Origin of the sequence: Bradyrhizobium sp. Ce-3, from assembly GCF_022835695.1 — a bacterium.
Taxonomy (GTDB): Bacteria; Pseudomonadota; Alphaproteobacteria; order Rhizobiales; family Xanthobacteraceae; genus Bradyrhizobium.
Window position 1 is genome coordinate 59,505 of sequence record NZ_BQUV01000013.1, and the last position, 20,188, is coordinate 79,692.

General features: G+C 65.3%; 18 protein-coding genes. 12 read left to right on the forward strand and 6 right to left on the reverse strand.

The window, feature by feature from the left end; genetic code table 11:
- The first annotated feature begins 34 nt into the window (after positions 1 to 34).
- The 10 genes from BRSPCE3_RS33735 to BRSPCE3_RS33780 all read left to right on the forward strand — a co-directional run bounded on the left by BRSPCE3_RS33735 (position 35) and on the right by BRSPCE3_RS33780 (position 12,779).
- Positions 35 to 1,354, forward strand: a complete 1,320-nt coding sequence (locus BRSPCE3_RS33735) for a D-amino acid dehydrogenase (RefSeq protein WP_244071082.1) — start codon at positions 35 to 37, stop codon at positions 1,352 to 1,354.
- Between the two features lie 242 nt (positions 1,355 to 1,596).
- Positions 1,597 to 2,895 (forward strand): ArgE/DapE family deacylase, encoded by a 1,299-nt coding sequence (locus tag BRSPCE3_RS33740; RefSeq protein ID WP_244071084.1) that lies wholly within the window; start codon positions 1,597 to 1,599, stop codon positions 2,893 to 2,895.
- A gap of 263 nt (positions 2,896 to 3,158) precedes the next feature.
- Positions 3,159 to 4,100: an ABC transporter permease gene (locus BRSPCE3_RS33745; protein ID WP_244071086.1), complete on the forward strand. Its 942-nt coding sequence runs from the start codon at positions 3,159 to 3,161 to the stop codon at positions 4,098 to 4,100.
- 3 nt (positions 4,101 to 4,103) lie between these two features.
- Positions 4,104 to 4,991, forward strand: coding sequence for an ABC transporter permease (locus BRSPCE3_RS33750; protein WP_244071088.1), 888 nt, complete (start codon positions 4,104 to 4,106; stop codon positions 4,989 to 4,991).
- Positions 4,988 to 6,652: an ABC transporter ATP-binding protein gene (locus tag BRSPCE3_RS33755; protein ID WP_244071090.1), complete on the forward strand. Its 1,665-nt coding sequence runs from the start codon at positions 4,988 to 4,990 to the stop codon at positions 6,650 to 6,652. Before BRSPCE3_RS33750 ends, BRSPCE3_RS33755 begins: the two co-directional genes overlap by 4 nt.
- 319 nt (positions 6,653 to 6,971) lie before the next feature.
- Positions 6,972 to 8,492, forward strand: a complete 1,521-nt coding sequence (locus BRSPCE3_RS33760) for a M81 family metallopeptidase (protein WP_244071091.1) — start codon at positions 6,972 to 6,974, stop codon at positions 8,490 to 8,492.
- Between the two features lie 5 nt (positions 8,493 to 8,497).
- Positions 8,498 to 9,670 carry a M20 aminoacylase family protein gene (locus tag BRSPCE3_RS33765; RefSeq protein WP_223976362.1) on the forward strand — a complete coding sequence of 391 codons (1,173 nt, stop codon included), beginning with the start codon at positions 8,498 to 8,500 and terminating at the stop codon, positions 9,668 to 9,670.
- Positions 9,663 to 11,081: an amidase gene (locus BRSPCE3_RS33770; protein WP_244071093.1), complete on the forward strand. Its 1,419-nt coding sequence runs from the start codon at positions 9,663 to 9,665 to the stop codon at positions 11,079 to 11,081. Before BRSPCE3_RS33765 ends, BRSPCE3_RS33770 begins: the two co-directional genes overlap by 8 nt.
- Positions 11,082 to 11,217: 136 nt before the next feature.
- Positions 11,218 to 12,108: a crotonase/enoyl-CoA hydratase family protein gene (locus tag BRSPCE3_RS33775; protein ID WP_244071095.1), complete on the forward strand. Its 891-nt coding sequence runs from the start codon at positions 11,218 to 11,220 to the stop codon at positions 12,106 to 12,108.
- The gene (locus BRSPCE3_RS33780) at positions 12,105 to 12,779 is read left to right on the forward strand and encodes an alpha/beta fold hydrolase (protein ID WP_244071097.1); all 675 of its coding nucleotides are present in this window, start codon (positions 12,105 to 12,107) and stop codon (positions 12,777 to 12,779) included. Before BRSPCE3_RS33775 ends, BRSPCE3_RS33780 begins: the two co-directional genes overlap by 4 nt.
- An 87-nt stretch (positions 12,780 to 12,866) precedes the next feature.
- Here the strand turns inward: BRSPCE3_RS33780 and BRSPCE3_RS33785 are convergent, their stop codons facing one another.
- The 3 genes from BRSPCE3_RS33785 to BRSPCE3_RS33795 form a co-directional block, all read right to left on the reverse strand.
- On the reverse strand, positions 12,867 to 13,841 hold the full coding sequence (locus BRSPCE3_RS33785) for an NADPH:quinone oxidoreductase family protein (protein WP_244071099.1): 975 nt from the start codon (positions 13,839 to 13,841) through the stop codon (positions 12,867 to 12,869).
- The gene (locus tag BRSPCE3_RS33790; protein ID WP_244071100.1) at positions 13,841 to 14,452 is read right to left on the reverse strand and encodes a 2-hydroxychromene-2-carboxylate isomerase; all 612 of its coding nucleotides are present in this window, start codon (positions 14,450 to 14,452) and stop codon (positions 13,841 to 13,843) included. Before BRSPCE3_RS33790 ends, BRSPCE3_RS33785 begins: the two co-directional genes overlap by 1 nt.
- A gap of 159 nt (positions 14,453 to 14,611) precedes the next feature.
- The gene (locus BRSPCE3_RS33795; protein WP_244071102.1) at positions 14,612 to 15,316 is read right to left on the reverse strand and encodes a glutathione binding-like protein; all 705 of its coding nucleotides are present in this window, start codon (positions 15,314 to 15,316) and stop codon (positions 14,612 to 14,614) included.
- Positions 15,317 to 15,415: 99 nt separating this feature from the next.
- On the opposite strand from BRSPCE3_RS33795, the gene BRSPCE3_RS33800 reads away from it, so the two are divergent.
- Entirely contained in the window at positions 15,416 to 16,438 is a 1,023-nt protein-coding gene (locus BRSPCE3_RS33800; protein ID WP_244071104.1) for a methionine synthase, read from the forward strand.
- Positions 16,439 to 16,455: 17 nt separating this feature from the next.
- Here the strand turns inward: BRSPCE3_RS33800 and BRSPCE3_RS33805 are convergent, their stop codons facing one another.
- The 3 genes from BRSPCE3_RS33805 to BRSPCE3_RS33815 all read right to left on the reverse strand — a co-directional run bounded on the left by BRSPCE3_RS33805 (position 16,456) and on the right by BRSPCE3_RS33815 (position 18,528).
- On the reverse strand, positions 16,456 to 17,079 hold the full coding sequence (locus tag BRSPCE3_RS33805) for a hypothetical protein (protein WP_244071106.1): 624 nt from the start codon (positions 17,077 to 17,079) through the stop codon (positions 16,456 to 16,458).
- 162 nt (positions 17,080 to 17,241) lie between these two features.
- Positions 17,242 to 17,769, reverse strand: a complete 528-nt coding sequence (gene gpt / locus BRSPCE3_RS33810; protein ID WP_244071108.1) for a xanthine phosphoribosyltransferase — start codon at positions 17,767 to 17,769, stop codon at positions 17,242 to 17,244.
- 6 nt (positions 17,770 to 17,775) lie between these two features.
- Positions 17,776 to 18,528, reverse strand: coding sequence for a molybdopterin-binding protein (locus tag BRSPCE3_RS33815; protein ID WP_050406379.1), 753 nt, complete (start codon positions 18,526 to 18,528; stop codon positions 17,776 to 17,778).
- Positions 18,529 to 18,767: 239 nt separating this feature from the next.
- Here BRSPCE3_RS33815 and BRSPCE3_RS33820 point away from each other — a divergent pair, with 239 nt between their 5' ends.
- Entirely contained in the window at positions 18,768 to 20,186 is a 1,419-nt protein-coding gene (locus BRSPCE3_RS33820) for a circularly permuted type 2 ATP-grasp protein (RefSeq protein WP_244071110.1), read from the forward strand.
- The last annotated feature ends 2 nt before the right edge of the window (positions 20,187 to 20,188 follow it).

Consider the following 20,188-nt stretch of genomic DNA (forward strand, 5'->3'; position numbering starts at 1 on the left):
CGGCGACTCTAACCACGGGAGCCTGAAGACCATCATGCGTCACATTGCAATCATTGGCGCCGGCATCACCGGCGTAACGACGGCCTATGCCCTGCTCGAACGCGGCTACCGGGTGACCGTCCTCGACAGGCATCGCTACGCCGCGATGGAAACCTCGTTCGCCAATGGCGGACAGCTTTCCGCCAGCAACGCCGAGGTGTGGAACAGCGCCGCGACCATCCTCAAGGGGTTGCGCTGGATGCTGCGCAGCGACGCGCCGCTGCTGATGAATCCGAAGCCGAGCTGGCACAAATATTCCTGGATCGGCGAGTTCGTCGGCAACATCGGCCGCTATCGCAGCAACACCATCGAGACCACGCGGCTCGCAATCGAAGCACGCAAGCATCTGTTCTCGATCGCGCAGCGCGAGAACATCGCCTTCGATCTCGAACGCCGCGGCATCCTGCACATCTATCACGACAAGGCCGGCTTCGACGCAGGCCTGCGCGTCAACACGCTGCTGCAGCAGGGCGGGCTCGACCGCCGGCCGGTGACGCCAGACGAGATCCGCAGCCTCGAACCCGCGCTGCAGACGGCCTGCTATGGCGGCTTCTTCACGCCGTCGGATGCGACCGGCGATATCCACAAGTTCACCCGCGGGCTTGCCGATGCCTGCATCCGCCGCGGCGCGACCTTCATCCATGAAGCCGATGTCGACACGATCGCGCGCGGCGATGACGGTTTCCGCGTCAGTTGGAACGAAGCCGCTTCGCACGATGCCGAGGTCGCAACCCGACACGAGTTGCAGGCGGACGGCATCGTGATTTGCGCCGGCGTGGCGAGCCGCCACTTCGCGGGCTTGCTCCACGACCGCGTCAACGTCTATCCGGTGAAGGGCTATTCGATCACGGTGCAGCTCGATGCGCCGCAAAGCCGTGATGCCGCACCGACCGTCAGCCTGCTCGATGAAGCTGCGAAGATCGTGACCAGCCGGCTCGGCGCCGACCGCTTCCGTGTCGCCGGCACCGCCGAGTTCAACGGCTTCAACCGCGACATCCGCGCCGACCGCATCCAGCCGCTGGTGGACTGGGTGCGGCATCATTTCCCTGGGATCGACACCTCGAAAGTCGTGCCATGGGCGGGCCTGCGCCCGATGATGCCGAACATGATGCCGGTGGTTCGCGCCGGGCGGATTCCGGGCGTGTTCTACAACACCGGCCACGGTCATCTCGGCTGGACGCTGTCGGCCGCGACGGCGCAGATGGTCGCGGGCGCGATCGATGACTGGCGCGGCCTCGACACGCCCTCGATGGTGCCGTCGCAGATCGAGGCGCCCGAGACCGCCCGTGCAGCTTTTCCCCAATTATCCGACTGATGAGGAAGAATATGTGCGTATTTGAGTGTACCCAAGTCGGAATTCGCTGAGAAACGCCGCATGACAACGACTAGCGTCACGATAGGGACAAGCGCTTCAGCGCGGGAGGGGACAATGCGTAGTGGGGTAGCGGGCACGCATGGCATTGCGGCCCGGCGGGGCATTCCGAACGGCACGCGCACCAGCGCCGTGCACCGCCTTTCCGAAACGGTCAACGTTCACGCCTGCACCACAGGCGCGGCATGACAACCGGGACGTTGACCAAGCCGGATCAGATCGCCGCCGAACTGTGCGCGGCCGTCGATCGAAACTTCGACGATCAGATCGCGTTCCTGTCGCGCATGGTGCAGTTCCGCAGCCTGCGCGGACAGGAGGCGCCGCAACAAGCCTGGCTCGCCGAGCAATTCGCAAAGCGCCGCTACGACGTCGATACGTTCAGCCTTGCCGACGTCAATCTGATGAGCCATCCGAAGGCCGCGCCGATGGACGGCATCGATCTTGCCGGATCGCAGCAGGTCGTCGCGACGCTCGACAGCAAGAGCGGCGGACGCAGCCTGATCCTGCAAGGTCATATCGACGTGGTACCGGAGGGGCCCGCTGATCTTTGGGAGCAGCCGCCGTTCTCGGGCGCCGTGCACGACGGCTGGATGTTCGGGCGTGGCGCACAAGACATGAAGGCCGGTGTCTCGGCCATGATCTTCGCGCTCGATGCGATCAGGGACGCCGGCTATGCCCCCGCCGGACGCGTCCATCTGCAGACCGTGACCGAGGAAGAGAGCACCGGCAACGGTGCGCTCTCGACCTTGATGCGCGGCTATCGCGCCGACGCCTGTATCATTCCCGAGCCGACCGGACACACGCTGACGCGCGCCCAGGTCGGCGCGGTCTGGTTTCGCCTGCGCGTGCGCGGCACGCCGGTGCATGTCGCCTATTCCGAGGCCGGCACCAGTGCCATCCTGTCGGCGATGCATCTGGTGCGCGCGTTCCAGGATTACACCACGGCGCTCAATGCGCGGGCGCTCGACAACAGCTGGTTCCGCAACGTCAAGAACCCGATCAAGTTCAACGTCGGAATCATCAAGGGCGGCGACTGGGCCAGCTCGACCGCAGCGTGGTGCGAGCTGGATTGCAGGCTCGGTCTGTTGCCGGGCGAGACACCGCAGCAGGCGATGCGTGGCATCGAGGACTGCCTGGCCGAGGCGCACAAGGCGGACGCATTCCTGTCCGACAATCCGGCCGAGCTGGTGTGGAGCGGCTTTCAGGCGGACGCCGCGGTGTGCGAGCCCGGCAGCGATGCGGAAGCGGCTCTGTCGGCGGCCCATCATTCCATCTTCCAGGCTCCGATGCAGGAGCGCCTATCTACGGCCGTCAACGACACCCGCTATTATTGCGTCGATTACGGCATCCCTGCGCTTTGCTACGGTCCTTACGGTGTCGGCCCACATGCGTTCAACGAACGCGTCGAGCTCGACAGTCTTCGCAAGACAACGCAGAGCATTGCACTGTTCGTCGCCAATTGGTGCGGCGTGGTGAAGGCGTGAATGAACTCGTCGTTTCTGGTCGGTGGCACACGACGACGAGTGCAATTCGAAATAGCAGCTTCAAACCAAAGGAGGGCTCCGACGGCCCGAACCGCGCCTTGATATAACGTCGCCATTGGCACAGTATTTGCCTGCAAATTCATCACGTTCGCGCTGGCTTTGAGACAAGGCGCAGAAGCGCATGAGACACATCACGGGGACACCATGAGTATGATGCCGCCCAGGCTTCGCTTCGCACCATCTGACGGCAGGAGATAGCAGCGATGCTCGGATATCTGCTTCGCCGCATCCTCGCCGCCATTCCCGTGATGGGCGTGGTGGCCCTGTTCGTGTTCCTGTTGCTGCGGCTGACGCCGGGCGACCCCGCTGCAATCCTCGCCGGCGACAATGCGACGCCCGAACAGCTCGAACGCATCCGCACCTCGCTGGGTCTCAACGAGCCGATCTACATCCAGTTCTACACCTGGGTCGCAAAGCTCTTGCACGGCGACCTCGGCGTTTCCCTGATCTCGAACAAGCCGATCCTCGAGATGATCGGCCCGCGCCTCGAACCGTCGATCTCGGTCGCGCTCGCCACCATCATCCTCTCGATCCTGGTCGCGGTGCCGCTCGGCGTGATCGCGGCGTGGAAGCACGGCACCTGGATCGACCGCTTCGTGATGGGGCTGTCGGTGCTCGGCTTCTCGGTGCCGGTGTTCGTGATCGGCTATGTGCTGATCCAGGTGTTTGCGATCGATCTGCGCTGGGTGCCGGTGCAGGGCTTCAAGAGCATCTCGGCCGGCTTCGGCCCGTTCTTCGAGCGCATCATCCTGCCGACCTGCACGCTCTCCTTCGTCTATGTCGCGCTGATCGCGCGCATGACGCGGGCCTCGATGCTCGACGTGCTCGGTGAGGATTACGTGCGAACCGCGCGCGCCAAGGGCATCGGCGAGACCGGCGTGCTGCTGCGCCATGCGCTGCGCAATGCCGCGGTGCCGGTCATCACCGTGATCGGTTCCGGCTTCGCGCTGCTGATCTCCGGCGTCGTCGTCACCGAAAGCGTGTTCAATCTGCCCGGCATCGGCCGCCTCACCGTCGATGCGGTGCTGGCGCGCGACTATCCGGTGATCCAGGCCATGATCCTCCTGACGTCGGGTATCTATGTCGCGGTCAATCTGTTGATCGACCTCGCCTACACCCTGCTCGATCCTCGTATCCGGTACTGAGCAATGGCGATCGAAACCCTTCCCGAATCCTCCATCCCCGTCACCCGGCCGTTCCGCGTCAAGTTCGGCTTCCTGACCTCGACGCCGATCATCGCGGTTGCGACGATCTGCCTCGCCCTCATCATCCTGATGGCGATCTTCGCGCCGCTGCTTGCGCCGCACGATCCGCTGCTGCTGACACCGTCGCAACGGCTGAAGCCGTCGAGCGCGCAATATCTGCTCGGCACCGACGCCTATGGACGCGACCTGTTGTCGCGCATCATCTACGGTGCTCGGATCTCGCTGGTGATCGGGCTCGGCTCCGCGGTCTTCTCGATCGTCGTCGGCCTCCTGATCGGCCTCGTCGCCGGCTTCTTCCGCTGGGTCGACGCGGTGTTGATGCGGGTGATGGACGGGCTGATGGCGATCCCCGCCATACTGCTCGCGATCGCCGTGGTGTCGCTGTCGGGCGCCAGCATCTGGACCGTGATGGTCGCGATCACCATCCCGGAAATCCCGCGCGTGGCGCGGCTGGTGCGCTCGGTGGTGCTGACCGCGCGCGAGGAGCCCTATGTCGAGGCCGCGATCTCGCTCGGCTCCAGCCTGCCGAAGATCATGTGGCGGCATTTGATGCCGAACACGATCGCGCCGCTGATCGTGCAAGGCACCTATGTCTGCGCATCGGCGATCCTGACCGAGGCGATCCTGTCGTTCCTCGGCGCCGGCATCTCGCCGGAAACGCCGACCTGGGGCAACATCATGGCCGAGGGCCGCGCCTTCTTCCAGGTCAAGCCGTCGCTGATCTTCTGGCCGGGACTGCTGCTCTCGATCGCCATTCTCAGCATCAATCTGATCGGCGACGCCGCGCGCGACGCGCTCGATCCCCGCATGAAACAGCGTGAGGGCAAGTGACCAACACCAACTCTTCCAACGTCGTCCTCGACATCAGCAATCTCGTCGTCGGCCTCGGCCGCAAGGCGGACGCGCATCGCATCATCGACGACCTGTCGCTGCAGGTGCGCGAGGGCGAGACGCTGTGCCTGGTCGGCGAAAGCGGCTCGGGCAAGTCGGTGACCTCCCTGACCACGATGGGCCTGCTGCAGAAGGGCACGCTGGTGCCGTCGGGCGGCAGCGTCAAGCTGGTCGGCGAGGAACTGCTCACCGCCAGCGACCGCCGGCTGCGGCAGTTGCGCGCCACGCGGATGGCGATGATCTTCCAGGAGCCGATGACCGCGCTCAATCCGGTCGTGCCGGTCGGCCGCCAGATCGACGAGGTGCTGCGCGCCCATACGGATCTCGATGCCCGCGCGCGGCGCCAGAAGATCCTGGCGATGATGGAGCATGTGCGGCTGCCCGACGTGCAGCGCATCTTCTCCTCCTACCCGCACCGTCTCTCGGGCGGCCAGCGCCAGCGCATCATGATCGCGATGGCACTGGTGCTGGAGCCGAAGCTCCTGATCGCGGACGAGCCGACCACGGCGCTCGACGTCACCACCCAGAAGCAGATCCTCACCCTGATCCGCGACCTGCAGCGCGATCACGGCACGGCCGTGCTGTTCATCACCCACGACATGGGCGTGGTGGCCGAGATCGCCGACCGCGTCGCGGTGATGCGGCACGGCCGGCTGGTCGAAACCGGTCCGCTGCAGGACGTGCTGCGCAAACCGACGATGGAGTACACCCGCAACCTGTTGTCCTCGGTGCCGAGCCTCGTGCCGCGCGCGCCGCGGCCGGAGACGACCGAGCCGGTGGTGCTGGAGGCCAACGAGCTCAGCAAGGTCTATCGGGAGCGGTCGCTGTACGGCAAAGCCCGCGAGGTCGCCGCCGCCAGCAACGTCACCCTCACCTTGCGCAAGGGCCGCACGCTCGGCATCGTCGGCGAAAGCGGCTCCGGCAAATCGACGGTGGCGCGCTGCATCGTCCGCCTGATCGACCCGACCTCGGGCGGGGTGCGGCTCGCCGGCCGCGAGATCTCCGACCTGTCGCGCCGGCTGCTGCAGCCGCATCGCCAGAAAATCCAGATCATCTTCCAGGACCCCTACCGCTCGCTCAACCCGCGCGTCACCGTCGGCGAGAGCATCGCGGAAGGCCCGATCAATTACGGCATGCCGCGCAAGGACGCGCTGGCGCGGGCCCGCGAGCTGCTCGAGCTGGTCCATTTGCCGCCCGATGCCATCTCGCGCTATCCGCACCAGTTCTCCGGCGGCCAGCGTCAGCGCATCGCGATCGCGCGCGCGCTGGCGCTCGATCCCGACGTGCTGGTCGCGGACGAGGCGGTGTCCGCGCTCGACGTCTCGGTGCAGGCGCAGGTTCTCGATCTGCTGGACGAGATCCAGCGGCGGCTTGGCATCGCGCTGCTGTTCATCACGCATGATTTGCGCGTCGCCGCACAAATCTGCGACGACGTCGCCGTGATGCAGCATGGCCGTGTCGTGGAACAAGGACCGGCCGCCGAGGTGCTGACCAATCCGCAACAGGCCTATACCCGCGCGCTGCTCGATGCGGCGCCCGGTCGCGGCTGGGATTTTGCGAATTTCCGCCCGGTATCGGAAGGCCTCGCGGCGACGGCCTAGGTCTTTGGTATTCCGTAGCCCGGATGGAGCGAAAGCGAAATCCGGGTCGGTCCATCCGGCGCGCAGGTCCCCGGATTGCGCTTCGCTCCATCCGGGCTACGCAGCTCGCAATGACGGACTGCGCTGAGGGCATGCAAATCCGGAAGTGCTCGACGGCTTGCGCTTGGCGCGACGACACGCTTAACGTCGCGCGCCAGAGCTTGGCCCGAACGGCGGACACCGGTCCTCCCGAAAGCTCACGCTCCAACCAACGAGCTGCGATCATGACGCACGCCGTCCTGATCGCATCGTGATCGAAGAAACGTACGAGACCAACTTGATGACCCGCATTGCCATCGGCGGCTTCCTGCACGAGACCAACACCTTCGCACCGACGAAGGCAACCTATGACGACTTCGTGCATGGCGGCGGCTGGCCGTCGATGACGCACGGCACCGAGGTGCTCAAGGTCATGCGCAAGATCAATGCCGGCCTCGCCGGCTTTGTCGAGGCGGCGGAAGCCAATGGCTGGGAGCTGGTGCCGACGATTGCCACCGGTGCGACCCCATCGGCACATGTGACGAAGGATGCCTTCGAGCGGATCGTCAAGGAGATCGTCGACGGCATCGTCGCGGCCGGGCCGATCGATGGCGTCTATCTCGACCTGCACGGCGCCATGGTGACCGAGCACCATGACGACGGCGAAGGCGAAATCCTCGCCCGCGTGCGCAAGGCGATCGGCAAGGACATTCCGCTGGTTGCGAGCCTCGATCTGCATGCGAACGTCTCACCCGAGATGATCGAACACGCCGATGCGCTGATCGCCTATCGAACCTATCCGCATGTCGACATGGCCGACACCGGCCGTGCCTGCGCCAGGCATCTGGCGCTGTTGCTGAAGACAAAACAACGGCTTGCAAAGGCATTCCGGCAATTGCCGTTCCTGATCGCGATCAGCTGGCAGTGCACCAACGACCAGCCGGCCAAGGGCATCTATCAGAGGCTTGCGGCGCTCGAGAGCGACGCGGTTCCGACGCTTTCCTTCGCGTTCGGCTTCCCTGCCGCCGATATCAGGGACTGCGGCCCGAGCGTATTCGCCTACGGCCGGACCCAAGCCGATGCCGACGCTGCCGCCGACAGCATCGTCGCACTGGTCGAAAGTCATGAGAACGATTTCGACGGCCCGATCTATTCGCCCGACGAGGGCGTCCTGCTCGCGATGAAGCTGGCGGAATCGGCGTCGAAGCCGATCGTCATCGCCGACACCCAGGACAATCCCGGCGCCGGCGGCAATTCCGACACCACCGGCATGTTGCGGGCGCTGGTGCGCAACGGAGCAAGTGCCGCCACCGGCGTGATCTGCGACCCGCAATCGGCGCGCGCTGCGCACGCGGCCGGCGTCGGCGCGACGCTCACGCTCGATCTCGGCGGCAAGTCCGGTATTCCGGGCGATACGCCATATCGCGAAACCTTTGTCGTCGAGAAGCTCTCGGACGGCAGGTTCGTCGCGCCAGGGCCATTCTACGGCGGCCGCGACATGGATATGGGGCCGTCCGCCTGCCTGCGGATCGGCGACGTCCGGGTCGTGGTCGGCTCCTACAAGGCCCAGCTTGCCGACCAGGCGATGTACCGCTATGTCGGCATCGAGCCGACCGCGCAGAAGATCCTGGTCAACAAGAGCTCGGTGCATTTCCGCGCCGATTTCGAGCCGATCGCCGAGAAACTGCTGATCTGCGCCGCGCCCGGCCCGATGCCGGCCGACACCGCCACACTGCCGTGGAAACATTTGCGGCCGGGCATTCGTATCAAGCCTAACGGCCCCGCCTTCACCCCCTCCTCCCCATCACGGACAAACGGATAGAGATCATGCCGACCATTGAGCGCATCGACAGTTTTGCCGACGAACTCACCGCCATCAGACGGGATCTGCATGCGCATCCCGAGATCGGCTTCGAGGAGGTCCGTACCTCGGGCATCGTCGCCGACAAGCTGACGAGCTGGGGCATCGAGGTGCATCGCGGCCTCGGCGGCACCGGCGTGGTCGGCGTGCTCAAGGGCAAGGGCAACAGCTCGAAGAAGATCGGCCTGCGCGCCGACATGGACGCGCTGCCGATGGAGGAGAACACCAATCTGAAGTGGCGTTCCACCATTCCCGGCCGCTTCCACGGCTGCGGCCATGACGGCCACACCACGATGCTGCTTGGCACGGCGCGCTATCTCGCCGAGACCCGCAATTTCGACGGCACCGTACACTTCATCTTCCAGCCGGCCGAGGAAGGCCTCGGCGGCGCCCGTGCCATGATCAAGGACGGCCTGTTCAAGCAGTTCCCCTGCGACGAGGTCTACGGCCTGCACAATGCGCCCGACCTCAACCATGGCGAGATCGCGATCCTGCCGGGCCCGGCGATGGCCGCGGCCGACTTCTTCGACATCAGGATCCAGGGCTACGGCGCCCATGGTGCGATGCCGGAGCGCTCCAAGGACGCGGTCGTGATCGCAATGACGCTCGGACAGGCGTTGCAGTCGATCGTCAGCCGCAACGTCGATCCGCTGCAGGCTGCGGTGCTGTCGATCACGCAGATCCATTCCGGGTCGGCGTACAACGTGATTCCCGGCGAAGCCTGGATGTGCGGCACGGTGCGCTGCTTCTCCGACGAGATCCGTGAGCTGATCCGCAAGCGCATGCGCGAAATCGCCGCCGGCTTTGCGGTGGCCTATGGCGCCGAAATCTCGGTCGAGATCCGCGACGGCTTCAGCGTGCTGGTCAACCAGGAAGAGCAGTCCCGCGTCGTCGAGGAAGTCGCGCGCACCGTGGTCGATCCGGCCAAGGTGATCACCCGCTCGACGCCCAAGATGGGCAGCGAAGACTTTGCCGACATGATGCAGGCCATTCCCGGCGCGTATTTCTGGGTCGGCCATGACGGTTCAGTGCCCGTGCACAATCCCGGTTACGTTCTCGACGACAAGATCCTGCCGATCGGCGCCAGCATGTTCGCCCGCATCATCGAGAAACGTATGCCGGCAGGTGCGCATGCATAAGCCGAAAGCGGACGCCATCACGTCGCTGCACGATCTCTCGGCCGCCGACCTGCTCGCCGGCTATCGTGCCAAGCAGTTCTCGCCCTCCGAGGTGCTGGAGGACATCATCTCCCAGGTCGCGACCTGGGAGCCGCACATCAAGGCGCTGTACCTGTACGACCCCGACGGCGCGCGCAAGGTCGCCAGGACCGCGACCGAGCGCTGGCAGCAGAGCGAGCCGGCCGGCACGCTCGATGGCGTGCCCGTCACGATCAAGGACAATGTCGCCACCAAGGGCCAGCCGATGCCGCTGGGTGCGGCGAGCGTCAAGCTCGCGCCCGCCGAGAAGGATGCACCGCCGGCCGCGCGGCTGCGCGAAGCCGGCTGTGTGATCTTCTCCAAGACCACGATGCCGGATTACGGCATGCTATCGTCGGGCCTGTCGTCGTTCCATCCCCTCACCCGCAATCCCTGGGATGTCAGCAAGAACCCCGGCGGCTCGAGCGCCGGCGCGGGCGCGGCCGGTGCGGCCGGCTACGGCCCGCTGCATCTCGGCACCGATATCGGCGGCTCGGTGCGGCTGCCCGCCTCGTGGTGCGGCCTCGTCGCGCTGAAGCCGAGCCTCGGCCGCGTGCCGATCGATCCGCCCTATGTCGGCCGCGTCGCCGGTCCGATGACCCGCACCGTCGACGACGCCGCGCTGATGATGAGCGTGCTGTCGCGCCCCGACCGCCGCGACGGCATGAGCCTGCCGGCGCTGGAAGTGAACTGGAAGGCGCTGGAGAAGTCGCCGCGCAAGCTGCGCATCGGCCTGATGCTCGATGCCGGATCCGGCCAGAAGGTCGAGAAGGACGTTCGCGAGGTCGTGGTCAAGGCGGCGAAGGCGTTCGAATCCGCCGGCGCCGTCATCACCGAGATCGACGGCATCCTGACGCCCGAGATGCTCGAAGGGCTCGACAATTTCTGGCGCGCACGGACCTGGGACGAACTGTCGAAACTGTCGCCGGCCGATCGCGGCAAGACCCTGCCATACATCCTCAACTGGGCCGAGGCCGGTGCAAAGCTCTCTGGCGTCGATGTGGTGCGCGGCTTCAATCAGACGATGGCGATCCGCGCAGCCGCCGCAAAACTGTTCTGCGAGGTCGACTACGTGATCTCGCCGGTGTCGCCGGTGGTAAATTTCCCGGCGGAGTTCGCAGCACCGCTCAACGACCCCGCGAAGCCGTTCGAGCACATCTGCTTTACCGTGCCGTGGAATATGTCGGAAAATCCCGCGCTGTCGATCAACGCCGGCTACGACAAGAAGGGTTTTCCGATCGGCGTCCAGATCATCGGCCGCCGCTTCGACGACATCGGCGTGCTCGGCATGGGCAAGGCGTTCGAAGGCCTGCGCGGCCCGCAGAAGCCGTGGCCCGCGCCGCCGAAGAAGTAGCGCCTCAACGCAAGTTGCGATGCGCGGGACCAAGCCTGCGCATCCCTCTCCTTCACAAGGGATGATTGCCGGGTTAACTGGATGGAGACGCGCGCCAGCGCCGTTCATTCAAGAAAACCGAGAGGAAATCATCCCCATGGCGTATGAGACGATCAAGTATGAGCTCGCCGAGCAGATCCTGACCATCACGCTGAACCGGCCCGACAAGCTCAACGCCTTCAACGCCACGATGCAGCAGGAACTAATCGACGCGTTCGACAAGGCCGACAAGGACGACGACGTCAGGGCGATCATCGTGACCGGCGAAGGCCGCGGCTTCTGCGCCGGCGCCGACCTCTCCTCCGGCGCCAACACCTTCGACCGCGATGCGCGGCGCGGCCCGGTCAAGCGCAATGCCGACGGCAGCGTCGACTACAGCGATCCGCAGGTGCGCGACGGCGGCGGCCAGGTCACGCTACGCATCTTCAAATGCCTGAAGCCTGTGATCGCCGCGGTGAACGGCCCGGCGGTCGGCATCGGCGTCACCATGCAGCTTGCGATGGATATCCGCATCGCCTCCGAAGCCGCGCGTTTCGGCTTCGTGTTCTCCCAGCGCGGCATCGTGCCCGAGGCCGCATCGAGCTGGTTCCTGCCGCGCATCGTCGGCATCTCGCAGGCGCTGGAATGGTGCTATTCGGGCCGCGTCTTCCCAGCCCAGGAAGCGCTTGCCGGCCGGCTTGTCAGCAAGGTGGTGCCGCCCGACGATCTGCTGCCGACCGCGCGCGCGCTCGCCGAGGAGTTCGCAGCCAAGACCGCGCCGGTGTCGGTGGCACTGATCCGCCAGATGATGTGGCGCATGATGGGCGCCGACGATCCGATGGAGGCGCACAAGGTCGACAGCCGCGGCATCTATGCCCGCGGCCGCTCCGAGGACGTCAAGGAAGGCGTGGTGTCGTTCCTGGAAAAGCGCCCGGCGCAGTTCAAGAACAAGGTGTCGTCCGACATGCCCGACTATTTCCCGTGGTGGCAAGAGCGCGACTATAAGTGAACGAACGGCGTCCCGCGGCGTCTCCATTTGACGGCGTCGTCCTGCTGCACGGCATCAGCAGGACGGCGCGCTCGTTTCGCAGGATGGAGCTGGCGCTCCGCGATGCCGGTCTTGCCACGCTCAACCTCGACTATGACAGCCGGCGCAAGGGCCTCGATGCGCTGGCCGAGGACATCCATCCAGCACTGGATCGCTTCGCGCAGAGCCTCGACGGCTCCGTGCATGTCGTTTGCCATTCGATGGGCGGCCTGCTCGCCCGCGTCTACCTCGCACGACATCGCCCGGCGCGGCTCGGCCGCGTCGTGATGTTGGGCACGCCGAATGGCGGCAGCGAGATCGCCGATCGCCTGAAGAACCTCACGGCCTATCGCGCCTTCTTTGGCCCGGCCGGCCAGCAGCTCGTCACCCGGCGCGATGCCGCGACCAGCGCGCTGCTGCCCGCAATCGATTATGAGGCCGGCGTCATCGCCGGCAATCGCTCGGTCTATCCGATCACGTCGATGGGCCTGCCGCGGCCGCATGACGGAAGGGTGTCGGTCGCCAACACCAGGCTCGAGGGCATGGCCGATCACATCGTGATCCGCACCTCGCATCCCTGGCTGGTGCGCAACAAGGAGGCGATTGCGCAAACCATCGCGTTCTTGCGCGCAGGCAAATTCGCAAAGCCGTAGCCGTCATTACGAGGAGCGAAGCGACGAAGCAATCCATACCTCCCACACGGTGAGCATGGATTGCTTCGCTTCGCTCGCAATGACGAACTACCGCATCATCAACGCCACCCGCCCGATCGCCTTGCGCTCGATCAGAAGCCGCATCGCCTTGGCATAGTCCTCCAGCGGCAGGCGATGCGAGATGTTGGGCCGCACCCGGCCGGCCTCGGCCCATTCGCTCAGCGCCTTGAACCTGACCTCGCCGAGCGCGGGATCCTTGCGCACCGCCTCGCCGGCGCGAACGCCGAGCACGCTGGCGCCCTTGATCATCAGCAGATTGGTGCGAGCGAGTCCGATGCCGCCGGTGAAGCCGACGACGAGAATCCGCGCGCCCCAGTTGATGCAGCGCATCGAGTTCTCGAACACCTCGCCGCCGACCGGATCGAACACGACGTCGGCGCCGCGGCCGTCGGTGAGGCGCTTGACGGCGTCACGAAATGGCTCGCGCGCGTACAGCACGAGATGATCCGCACCACGTTGTTTGGCAATCGCAAGCTTCTCCTCGGATGACGCCGCCGCGATCACGGTGGCGCCGAGCAGCTTGCCGATCTCGACCGCGGCGAGGCCAACGCCGCCGCCGGCGCCGTGCACCAGCAGCACTTCGCCCGGTTTGATCTGCCCGCGATCGATCAACGCGTGATACGCGGTGCCATGCGCGGCAAGGAAGGTTGCGCCTTCCGCATAGTCGAAGGTCGACGGCACCGGCACGAGCTGTGCCGGTGTCGCGACCGTCTCGTCGCAATAGGCGCCGAAGCGCATCTTGACGATCACCTTGTCGCCGACCGCGACACCGGCAGCATCATTGACCTCGACGACATCGCCGGCGGCTTCCGAACCGGGCGTGAACGGCAGCGGCGGCTTGAGCTGGTACTCGCCCGCGGCCATCAGGATGTCGGGGAAATTGATCCCGGCGGCACGGATCGCAACCCGCACCTGCCCCGGCTGCAACGGCACCGAGGCAAAGGTCTCGAGCTGAAGGCGCTCGGGCGGCCCGAGCTCGCGGCAAACGACGGCTTTCGGCATCAGGCGGCCCGCGCCTTGAGACGGGCCAGCGCCTCGCGGATCAGCGGCAGGCGGTCGTTGCCGAAATACATGTCGGTCTTGTCGAGATAGATCGTGGGCGAACCGAAGCCGCCACGCGCCATCACCTCCTCGGTGTTGGCCTTGAGCTGATCTTTGATCGCCTGGTCGCTGATACCGGCAAGGAACTGCGCCGGATCGATCCCGACTTTGGTGCAGATCTCGGCCAGCACCGCATCCTGCGAGATGTCCTTGTCGTCACCCCAATAAGCCTCGAACGCGGCACGCGCGAACGGCACCATCTTCTCGTTGCCGAGAAGGATGCAGCCGCGCATCGCCTTGACGCTGTTCACCGGAAACACCGTCGGCGGCATCTTGATCGCGAGCCCGGCCGAGCGCGCCCAGTCGCCGAGATCCTTCTTCATGTAGCGCGCCTTCAACGGCACCGGCGTCTCGCGCTGCGCATAGACCGACGGATTGACGGTGTTGAAGATGCCGCCGACCAGGATCGGCCGCCAGGTGATCGGCGCGTCGAACTCCTTCGCCAGCGGCTGGATGTTATGCCAGGCGAGATAGGTCCACGGGCTGGAGCAGTCGAAGAAGAATTCGATCATAGCGTTTCCTTTTGGTTTCTTTCTCTCAATCTCTTCATTCCGGGATGCGCCGCAAGGCGCAGGCCCGGAATCCATAACCACGATCGTGAGTATGGATTCTCAGATGTGCAATTGCACATCGTAGCTCGCGCCAAGAGGCGCGCCCCGGAATGACGGGTATTACTTCCTCTCGACCAGCTCCTTGGCACGCTGGCCGAACATGCTCTTGCGTGATTCCTCGTCGAACGGCTCCTTGACGAATTTTCCGATCGCAAGCCCCGCCTGCACCTGCGGCCGGGCGCGCACGGTGGCGTACCAGCGCTTGATGTTGGGGTAGTCGTCGAGGGTGAAGCCCTGCGCCTTGTGGGTCATGGTCCAGGGAAAGCAGGCGATGTCGGCGATCGAATAGTCATCGCCGGCGATATAGGCGCCGGTCTTGCCGAGCTGGCGATCGAGCACGCCATAGAGCCGCGCCGTCTCGTCGCGGTAGCGCGCGATCGCGTAGGGAATCTTCTCGGCCGCATAGAGCGCGAAGTGGCCGTGCTGGCCGAGCATCGGCCCGAGGCCGCCCATCTGCCACATCACCCATTGGATGACGTTCGACCGCGCCCGCAACTCCCTGGACAGGAAGCGGCCGGTCTTGTCGGCGAGATAGATCAGGATGGAGCCGGTCTCGAACACCGAGAACGGCCCGCCGCCGTCGGCAGGCGCATGGTCGACGATCGCGGGAATCCGGTTGTTCGGGCTGATCGCCAGGAATTCCGGCCTAAACTGCTCGCCGGCACGGATGTTCACCGGGATCACCTGATAGGGCAGCTCCAGTTCCTCCAGCATGATCGATATCTTCCAGCCGTTCGGCGTCGGCGCATAGTGCAGGTCGATCATCGGCGTCCTATTCCCCGTCACGAAAATTTTTGTTGTTCTGTACCTCCACTCTAGGACATGGCACACAGGCGCTCAATCAGAACCCGCCGGGAGGCACCCATGCTGTTTCCAACCACGATCGCAGGCTCGCTGCCGAAGCCGGAATGGCTGGCGGAGCCGAACATGCTGTGGGCACCGTGGAAGTCGGAGGGCGCCGAGCTCGCCCGTGCCAAGCGCGATGCCACCGTGCTCGCGGTCAAGCTGCAGGAGGATGCCGGCGTCGACATCGTCACCGAGGGCGAGCAGGCACGCCAGCATTTCGTGCACGGTTTCCTGGAGCGGATCGAGGGCATCGATTTCGCCCATAAGGTCGAGATGGGCATCCGCAAGGACCGCTACAAAGCCATGGTGCCGCAGGTGGTCGCGCCACTCCAGCTCAAGGGCCGCGTCCATGAGGGCGAAGCGCGCGCCGCACGCGCCCACACCAGGAACAGGCTGAAGTTCACCCTGCCCGGCCCGATGACGATCATCGATACCATCGCTGATCAATATTACGGCGACCGCGTCAAGATGGCCTTCGCTTTCGCCGAGCTGTTGAACCAGGAAGCCAAGGCGCTGCAGGCCGACGGCGTCGACATGATCCAGTTCGACGAGCCTGCCTTCAACGTCTACATGGACGAGGTCCGCGATTGGGGCGTCAAGGCGCTGGAGCGCGCCGCCGAGGGCCTGACCTGCGCCACCGCCGTGCATATCTGCTACGGCTACGGCATCAAGGCCAACACCGACTGGAAGCAGACGCTCGGCGGCGAGTGGCGGCAATATGAAGAGACCTTCCCGGTCATCGACAAGAGCACGATCCAGCAGGTCGCGATCGAATGCCGCAACTCGAAGGTGCCGATCGAGCTGCTCGCGGCACTCCCCGGCAAGATCGTGCAGGCCGGCGTCATCGACGTCGCCAGCGACGAGGTCGAGACCGCGGAGGACGTCGTCAAGGTGATCGAGGCCGTCGCCAAACACGTGCCGAAGGGCAACATCATCGCGACCACCAATTGCGGCATGGCGCCGATGCGGCGGGACATTGCCGAAGCCAAGCTGATCGCGCTCGGTAACGGTGCAAAGCTGGCGCGGCAGCGGCTGGCGTAAAGCGCGGCCCAGGCGGCTCAGCTCAAAGCAGCCGCCGCGCTCGGATGCAGCACTGGCCGGTAGCCTGCCAGAAGCGCGCGCACGGTTGAAGGCGGTGTCAGCAGCACGGCCGGCCCCGGTATGTCGGCCCGGCCATAACCGGCGAACGACCAGCGCAGCGCGACGCCGTCGGCGACGAGATAGCTTTCCCCGTTCGCCTGCACCATCGCGCCATCAGGCAACGCGTGCACCGGCATTGGCAACGGATGCAGCCGCTTCTTGCCCCGATCGAGCCGCTCGGCGTGCAGCGCCGCATCCATCGCCTTGGCGCTGAGATCGCTCAAGCCGTTGCCCTGCTCCCAGGCGGCGCGAAACCGCTTGGCGTCGTCGCGGCGGCAATAGAAGCAGGGCCGGTGTCCGGCCGCGAACGCCGTCGCTTCATCGAGGAAGAACAGCTCGGTCCAGCTCTGCCGGCTCATCACCTTGCGCCGCCGTCCCCTGAACTCGCAGACGCAGGTGAGCCACGCCGGCGACGACCAGCGCCTGTTGAGCAGCGTCCGTGTCGCGGGATCGTGGATGATGCCGCGGTTGCCGGTGAAGGTGCCGCGATGTTCGGATGCGACGATGTCGCCTGTCGGGGTGACGCGGTTTTGCAGGGGCATGTGTCTTACTTCCCCCTCGCCCCGCTCTTGCGGGGAGAGGGTTGGGGTGAGGGGCGCTTCCGCAAAGATGGTGAGAGATGAACCCGCGGTGCGTCCCCCTCACCCGGATCGCATCTATCGATGCAATCCGACCTCTCCCCGCAGGCGGGGCGAGGTGACCTTCTACGCCGCCCCGTCGCGGATCGGCGGCTGGAACGACAGCGCGGTGTCCCAGGGAAAGAAAATCCAGGTGTCCTGCGACACCTCGGTGATGTAGGTGTCGACCAGCGGGCGCCCCTGGGGCTTGGCATAGACGGTCGCGAAATGCGCGTCCGGAAGCAGCTCCCGCACCAGCTTGCCGGTCTTGCCGGTATCGACGAGATCGTCGACGATCAGAAGCCCCTTGCCGGTGCCGCCGCCGAGCGCGGCGGTGTGCTCCGAAATGCCCTTGAGCACCTTCAGGTCGCCCTGCTTGTCGTGGTCGTAGCTGGCGACGCAGACCGTATCGATCACCCGCAAGCCGAGCTCGCGCGCCACGATCGCCGCCGGCACCAGCCCGCCGCGGGTGATCGCGATCACCGCATGGAACGGGCCCACTTCATTCAGCCGCCAGGTCAGCGCCCGGCAATCGCGGTGGAATTGATCCCACGAGACCGGGAACGGCCTGCCGGCCCGCTCTTGCGCACTCGGTTCAGAATTTCGCTCGACCATATCGCCTCAACCCGCCGGCTTCTTCTGCGCGGCCTGCACCTGTTTCAGCATCTCCTTCACGGCGGCCATCGCGGCTGCCAGCTTCTCCGGATCGCGCGAGCGGACCACCAGATTGGTGTTCGGCTTCTGGTTCTCGTCCTGGAACGGATAGCTGCCGATGATGGTGTCGGGATTGGCTTCCGCGATCGCCCGCAGCGGGCCGCCGATGTCGCCTTCCCGGGCGTCGGCGCGGACCGAGTCCGACAGCATCCGCACGCCGGACTTCAGGGTCGGCGCCACGATGTCCATCATCGCCTGCATGATGGTCGGGATGCCGGCCATCACGATGACGTTGCCGAGCTTGAAGCCCGGCGCCAGGATGGTCGCGCTCTGGATCAGTTCGGCACCATCGGGCACCCGGGCCATCCGCAGCCGCGCCTCGTTGAGGTCCTGCTCGCTCCAGCGCTCCCTGAACCGGGCCACCACGTCGGGGTGATGGTGGATATCGACCCCGAACGCCTTCGCCACGCTGTCGGCGGTGATGTCGTCATGGGTCGGCCCGATGCCGCCGGTCGTGAACACGTAGGTGTACCTATGCCGCAGCGCATCAAGGGCGGACACGATGTCGGCCTCGTCGTCGGCGACGACGCGGACCTCCTTCAGGTCGATGCCGATATTGGTCAGGTATTCGGCGATGAAGCCGATGTTCTTGTCCTTGGTCCGGCCGGACAGGATCTCGTCGCCGATCACCAATATCCCCGCCGTGACGATCTCGCTCATGGTCTCATTCCCTAACTTGATCCCCTGACATTGCCGATCCAATGCCTTGATGTCACGGGGTTTTGCCGCCGAATTAAGCAGACCTCAGCCGGTTTTTCGGGCAGGCCTTCCGCCTTCCCCTTAGCAAATGCCACAAGCCAATGCATATCGCGCTGGCCCGGCCCTTGCTACCATCCCATCAAGTCATGCACTGTGTCACATAGCTCGTGAGGGCTGGCTTGGGAGGGCAGTCGGGATATATGGCAGTCGCGTTCGATGAGATGAACGGCCTCGGCGAGGACCTTCGCCCGGCCTACCAGGAGCTCTCCCGCTGGCTCAAAGAGACGCCGCCGGATGCGCTCGAATATCGACGCCAGGAAGCGGAGCTGCTGTTCCGCCGGATCGGCATCACATTCGCGGTCTACGGTGATTCCGAGGCCCAGGAGCGGCTGATCCCCTTCGACGTCATTCCGCGCATCATGTCGGCCACCGAGTGGATGCTGCTGGAGAAGGGCCTGAAGCAGCGCGTGCTCGCGCTCAACATGTTCCTCAAGGACATCTATCACGGCCGCGACATCCTGCGCGCCAACATCATCCCCGAGGACCTGATCTTCCAGAACCCGGTCTTCCGGCCGGAGATGAACGGCCAGGACGTGCCGCACGACATCTACGTCCATATCGCCGGCATCGACATCATCCGTACCGATCCGGACAATTTCATCGTGCTGGAGGACAATGCGCGGACGCCGTCCGGCGTGTCCTACATGCTGGAAAACCGCGAGATCATGATGCGGCTGTTTCCGGACCTGTTCGCGCGGCACCGTGTCGCGCCGGTGGAGCGCTATCCGGACGAGTTGCTGTCGGCGCTGCGCTCGGTGGCGCCGCACAGCGCCTCGGCCGAGCCGACCGTCGCTCTGATGACGCCCGGCGTCTACAATTCGGCCTATTACGAGCACTCGTTCCTCGCCGACAAGCTCGGCATCGAGCTGGTCGAGGGCCGCGACCTCATCGTCAAGAACGACGAGGTGTTCATGCGCACCACCGAGGGGCTGAAGCGGGTCGACGTGATCTACCGCCGCGTCGACGACGACTTCCTCGACCCCCTCACCTTCCGGCCGGATTCCGCGCTCGGCGTGCCCGGGCTGATGTCGGCCTATGCGGCCGGCAATATCACGCTCGCCAACGCGGTCGGCACCGGCATCGCCGACGACAAGGCGATCTATTCCTACATGCCCGACATCGTGAAGTTCTATCTCAGCGAAGAACCGATCCTGAAGAACGTGCAGACCTGGCGCTGCCGCGAAGCGCAGGATCTGTCCTACGTGCTCGACAACCTCGCCGACCTCGTCGTCAAGGAGGTGCACGGCTCGGGCGGCTACGGCATGCTGATCGGGCCTGCCGCCACCAAGGCGACCATCGAGGCGTTCCGCGACAAGCTCAAGCGCGAACCGGAGGGCTTCATCGCGCAGCCGACGCTGGCGCTGTCGACCTGCCCGACCTGCACCGACAAGGGGCTGGCGCCGCGCCATGTCGACCTCCGCCCATTCGTGCTGACCGGCTCCAGCCACACCACCATCGTGCCCGGCGGGTTGACCCGCGTCGCGCTGAAGGAAGGCTCGCTCGTGGTCAATTCGAGCCAGGGCGGCGGCACCAAGGACACCTGGATACTGAGTGAGTAGTT